The 4,159-nt window shown below is 57.9% G+C and carries 7 protein-coding genes; 1 reads left to right on the forward strand and 6 read right to left on the reverse strand.

The annotated features are described in order from the left end of the window. Positions 1-511: succinylglutamate desuccinylase/aspartoacylase family protein (locus A3754_RS28005; RefSeq protein ID WP_369817635.1), on the forward strand; the 511-nt coding region annotated here is incomplete at its 5' end. A 72-nt stretch (positions 512-583) separates the two neighbouring features. Here A3754_RS28005 and A3754_RS20795 read toward each other — a convergent pair. The 6 genes from A3754_RS20795 to A3754_RS20820 all read right to left on the reverse strand — a co-directional run. After that, on the reverse strand, positions 584-925 hold the full coding sequence (locus A3754_RS20795; RefSeq protein WP_063521207.1) for a helix-hairpin-helix domain-containing protein: 342 nt from the start codon (positions 923-925) through the stop codon (positions 584-586). 98 nt (positions 926-1,023) lie between these two features. After that, positions 1,024-1,719 (reverse strand): orotidine-5'-phosphate decarboxylase, encoded by a 696-nt coding sequence (pyrF, locus tag A3754_RS20800; RefSeq protein WP_063521208.1) that lies wholly within the window; start codon positions 1,717-1,719, stop codon positions 1,024-1,026. 329 nt (positions 1,720-2,048) lie between these two features. Beyond that, positions 2,049-3,218: a lipopolysaccharide assembly protein LapB gene (gene lapB / locus A3754_RS20805; RefSeq protein ID WP_063521209.1), complete on the reverse strand. Its 1,170-nt coding sequence runs from the start codon at positions 3,216-3,218 to the stop codon at positions 2,049-2,051. Further along, the gene (locus tag A3754_RS20810) at positions 3,215-3,445 is read right to left on the reverse strand and encodes a lipopolysaccharide assembly protein LapA domain-containing protein (RefSeq protein WP_063521210.1); all 231 of its coding nucleotides are present in this window, start codon (positions 3,443-3,445) and stop codon (positions 3,215-3,217) included. The genes lapB and A3754_RS20810 overlap by 4 nt, the downstream gene beginning before the upstream one ends. Before the next feature lie 42 nt (positions 3,446-3,487). Next, on the reverse strand, positions 3,488-3,841 hold the full coding sequence (ihfB, locus tag A3754_RS20815; RefSeq protein WP_063521211.1) for an integration host factor subunit beta: 354 nt from the start codon (positions 3,839-3,841) through the stop codon (positions 3,488-3,490). Positions 3,842-3,908: 67 nt separating this feature from the next. Continuing rightward, positions 3,909-4,159 (reverse strand): S1 RNA-binding domain-containing protein (locus A3754_RS20820; RefSeq protein ID WP_156497125.1); only part of this gene is annotated, 251 nt, incomplete at its 5' end.

The raw sequence follows: 4,159 nt of genomic DNA on the forward strand, positions 1-4,159 counted from the left end.
CGTGCAGGCCATCGAAACCCTGCTGGAAAACCTGGAAATGCGTAAGGCCAGCCGTTTCTGGAGCGCCCCGCAGCCGGTGTTCTTCGAGTCGGAATGGATTCGTGCCAGCCAGGGCGGGATTTTGCTCTCCGAGGTAAAACTCAACGACAAGGTGAAAAAGGGCCAGATTCTCGGCACCGTCACCGACCCGATCAGCAATACGGGCAGCGCCATTATCGCCCCCTACAACGGGCGCGTGCTGGGCATGGCGGTTAACCAGGTGGTCCACGCCGGCTTTGCGGCCTTCCGTATCGGTGAAGAGAAGAGCACCGAGGAAGTGGAAGCCCAGGCAGAGAAAGCCAGCAAGGAAAAAGAAAGCAAAGGGGAGAAAGGCGGAAAAGTGGAAAAGCCGGAGGAAAACGGCGAACCCGCACCTCCCAAGGCGCCACGACCTGAACGGGACGTGGATCGTGCCGACGACCTCAGCGCCGTCGAACATCAGGATGGCGAAGGCAACGAACCCCACCCCTGATTCACTGGCTGAATGGCTGCGCGAGATGTATTTCCCGCGCAGTCCGTCCACTCTCAGCGCGTGTGCTATTGGTTATTGCAGCACAATTTGGTCGCGCATTTTTGCCAGCGTTTTCTCGCCAATGCCTTTGATGGCCAGCAGCTGATCCGGGCTGGTAAATTCCCCCTGGCTGTCACGGAAATCAATTATCGCCTGGGCCGTCTTGGGGCCAACCCCGTGCAGTTTTTCCAGTTCGGCCATATCGGCAGTATTTAAATTGACGACACCGCTCTCTGCTGTCGCCCCAGCCGCTTTGGCGGGTTCTGCGGCGGCGGTTTTGACAGCGTCTGTGCCAGCAGGCTGCAGTTCGACGGCAGCGGCGGGCATCACCAAGGCCATCAGCAGAGGCAGAATCGCAATGTAACAGGGTTTCATATGAGATCTCCGTATTCTTTATTCTGAATGGAAATCTCACTTTAAGGAGGTATAAATACTGCTGTTATCCGCCAGCCACAAACGGTGCTGTAAGCAGATTAGCCCAGACTTTGTAATATAGCGTCGACTACATCCGTAGGTGTGGCGGACTGGGTGATGGGCCGGCCGATTACCATATAGTCCACACCCGCATCACGAGCCTGTACCGGCGTCAGTACCCGACGCTGGTCTCCTGCCTCGGACCCTTGTGGTCGAATCCCCGGGGTCACCAGTTCAAAGGCCGATCCGCAGGCCTGTTTCAGCATTACCGCTTCCTGGGCCGAACAGACCACGCCATCCATGCCTGACGCCCTGGCCAGCTCTGCCAGGCGCTGCACCTGTACCTTGGGCACATCCACCACGCCCACCTGCTGCAGGTCGCTGTCATCCATGCTGGTCAGCACCGTCACGGCGATCAGGTGTGGACGCCGGGCGTGATTGGCAATGGCATTGGCCGCGCCTTCCATCATCCGCTGGCCACCACTGGCATGCACGTTCACCATCCACACGCCCATGTCCGCCGCCGCAGCGACAGCCCCCGCCACGGTGTTGGGAATGTCGTGGAATTTCAGGTCCAGAAATACCTCAAAGCCCAGCTTGTGCAACGATTCCACCACCGCCGGGCCACTGCGGGTAAAAATTTCCTTGCCCACCTTTACCCGCACCTTGGCCGGATCCAGTTGCTTTGCCATGACCAGAGCCTGGGCGGCATCGGGGTAGTCCAGTGCGACAATAACGGGGCTGGTGATGGACATGGCGAGCTTCCTGAGTGGTGGGTAGGCGGGGCTATAGTAGGCGCAGGGATAACCGGGTTCAAGAATTGCCATTAGCAAGCGTTCATCGTCCTGCGAACGGTTTTGTAGGAGCACCACTTGAGGTGCGAACCGAACGTAGCGAGGCCACCAAAGGGAAGCCATTATTTAGAGGCCCGTAGCGCCCGGAAATGCCTGATCGCCCTGCGGGTCGATTCCGTGTTTCGCACGGTTCGTCCCTCAAGCGGGACTCCTACAGCAGCTCCGTAGAAACCCCGGGATCCAGGGAGCGCCCTGGTTCTTAAGCCAATCAGCGGCAGCTGGTAGCTGCTTTAAACTTCCTTCACCACCGGCTTGATGGTGCCCCAGCGTTTGCAGCTTGGGCAGCGCCATTGCATCAATGGGGTTTCAAAGCCACAGCGGCGGCACTTGTACAGGCTCTTGTCGCTCAGCAGCTTTTCCGACACCTGCTTGAGCATGTCCAGATGCTCACGGGCCTCGCCCTCGGCGGTGCTGGCCAGGCTCATGTCGATGATGCGGTTGAGCCCCCGCACGGACGGGTTGGCCTTCATGTATTCACGGATAAAGTCCGCCGCTTCCTTGTCGCCATAACGCTCTTTAAGCGTTTCCGAGAGCAACAGAATACGCGTGGTGCTGGGTTTCTCTGCACTGTAATCGGCCAGCATCTGGATAAAGTCTTCTTCCTTTTCCTGATGCTGAAAACACTGCCGCAGACGATCCAGTGTTTCATCAAAAAAGTCACTGTCCTGGTTCCAGACCCGCTGAAAGGCATCAATCGCGGCGCCCCAGTTGGATTCCGCCATTTCCAGATCGCCTTCCGCCAGGCTGGCACGCACGCACTGGTTATCGAATGACAACGCCCGGCGCAGCATACGGCGGGCTGGATTAATGTCGCCGTCCCGACGCAGGGTTTCCGCTTGCTCACAGCAGAACTGGGCCAGTACCGGCGCCAGGTTCGCACGGTTCTTGAGCAGGCGCTCGCCCATGCTGATGGCGTTCACCCAGTCACGCTCCTGCTCGTACAGGCCCATCAACTGTTCACACACTTCATCCTTGGCCTGGCAATCCTGGTCCAGCATTTCCAGCAGTACCTGCTCGGCCAGATCAAAGATGCCACTGGCCAAATAATCCTGGGCCAGCTCCAGCTGAATTTCTTCCTGTACCGGCCGACCATAGTCGCCATGTTCAAGCAGATGAGTATGCAACTGCGCGGCACGGTCAAATTCGCCGCGTTTGCGGAACAGCTTGCCCAGAGCCAGGTGAGTTTCCAGCCCTTCTTCACTCACGTCCAGGCTGTTGAGCAAAGCCTCGATGCCCTTGTCTGGCTCTTCATTGAGGAAGAAGTTAATGCCCGCTACATAATCCTTGGACAGGGACGCCATGCGGCGGCGCTGGCGGCGCTTGCTTTCGCGTCGCCCCATGAAAAAACCGGCAGAAATGGCCACAAAGAACAGGGGAATGAGCCACAACGATTCGCTCATGAAAACAGGCCCTTGATGCCACGCAGGCCAACCCCGGCCAGCAAGCCCACCAGCAAGCCGATGGCCAGCACAGAGACCACCAGCACACCCAGTGAGACCTGCCACTGCCAGGCATCCACCAGGAGATCGATCATCACCAGATCACGGTTACTGGTTACAAACAGGAAGGCGACAAGAAAAATGGCCACAACGGCCAGAATTACGAGGATCCGGTAAAGGTTTCGCATCGGGAACGTCCTTTTCTGGCCAGGCTCGAAAGCCAGGCAACACTAACTGGCGGCAGCTTGATTGCCGTCACTGCCGTTATTATCAACATCTTCGCCGGAGTCTGCACTCAGCGATTCATTGACCCGCTCACGCAGCTCTTTGCCAGGTTTAAAGTGAGGAACGTATTTACCGTGCAGCTCGACGCTGGCACCGGTTTTGGGATTGCGACCCACACGGGGGGCGCGGAAATGGAGGGAAAAACTGCCGAAGCCGCGAATTTCAATGCGACCACCGCCGGCCAGGGAATCGGCCATTTGCTCGATCAAGGTCTTTACTGCCAGCTCCACATCCTTGGGGGACAGCTGCGCTTGCCGGTCGGCAATGCGCTCAATCAGTTCTGACTTGGTTAATGCCATTACAGCTTACTCCCTGGGCTCCCAGCCCAGTGGGGCCGGCGCGATGCCGGCCCCCGGGAGGAGCCGTTTATGACTCGTTGCTGCTTTCCATTTGTTTCTTGATCAAGTCACCAATGGTCTTCGGAGCGTTGGCGTCTTGCTGCTCCTGATGACCTTCGATGGCTTCACGCTCATCAGCTTGATCCTTCGCCTTGATGGACAAGCTGAGAACACGGTTCTTGCGGTCAACGTTGGTGATTTTGGCTTCCACCTCGTCACCGACCTTGAGCACCTCGGTCGCATCGTTAACGCGATCACGGCTGATTTCGCTCGCGCGCA

The organism is Alcanivorax sp. HI0083 (genome assembly GCF_001635175.1).